Genomic DNA, 1,010 nt, shown 5'->3' on the forward strand with positions numbered 1-1,010 from the left:
GGCGTCGCCCCGCTGCGCGCCCAGGAGGGTCTGGCCCTGTTCGACGGTGCGCTCACCCTGGAGCGCGCCCTGGTCGTCCCCATGCACCTCGACCCGGTGGCGATGACCGGCGGGGGTGAGGTCCAGCCGCTGCTGCGGGCTCTCGTTCGCACGCCGCGCCGCCGCAAGGTCGGCACCGGCACCGGTGCGTCGGTCGAGCTCTCCCGGGCCCTGGCCGGCCTGAGCGAGTCCGAGCGGCTGAGCACGCTGCTGGCGATGGTGCAGGCGCAGGTCGCGTACGTCCTCGGGCATGCCGCCCCCGACAGCATCGACCCGGTCCGGGCGTTCAAGGACCTCGGCTTCGACTCGCTGACGGCCGTGGATCTGCGCAACCGCCTCAACGCGACCACCGGCCTGCGGCTGTCGGCGACGCTGGTCTTCGACTACCCGACGCCCGAGGCGCTCGCCGGTCACCTGGCCGCCGAACTCGTCGGCCGCGCCGAGGTGTCGCGCCCGAGCGTGCCCGCGGTCAGGTCGTACCGCGATGACGAGCCGATCGCGATCGTCGGGATGGCCTGCCGCTACCCGGGCGGGGTCGCCTCGCCCGAGGACCTGTGGCAGCTGGTGCTCGGCGGTCGCGATGGCATCACGTCGTTCCCGACTGACCGTGGCTGGCACCTGGATGCCCTGGAGGACGTCAACTCGGGTCTCGCCGGCACGAGTTACGTCACGGAGGGTGGTTTCCTGCACGACGCGGGTCTGTTCGACCCGGCGTTCTTCGGGATCAGCCCGCGTGAGGCGTCGGCGATGGACCCGCAGCAGCGTCTGCTGCTGGAGACCTCCTGGGAGGCGTTCGAGCGCGCGGGTATCGACCCGGCCTCGATGAAGGGCAGCGCGACCGGCGTCTTCGCCGGCGTGATGTACCACGACTACACCTCGCGTCTGCACGCGATTCCGGCCGGTGTCGAGGGCTACCTCGGTACGGGTGGTTCGAGCAGCATCGCCTCCGGCCGGGTGGCCTACACCCTGGG

1 protein-coding gene is annotated in these 1,010 nt (G+C 72.1%); it reads left to right on the plus strand.

The features are described 5' to 3' along the window. Positions 1–1,010, plus strand: a 1,010-nt coding sequence (locus ACWDBB_RS36270; protein ID WP_449793663.1) for a beta-ketoacyl synthase N-terminal-like domain-containing protein, incomplete at both ends; no start/stop codon positions are given.

This window comes from Kitasatospora sp. NPDC001095 (assembly GCF_053598615.1).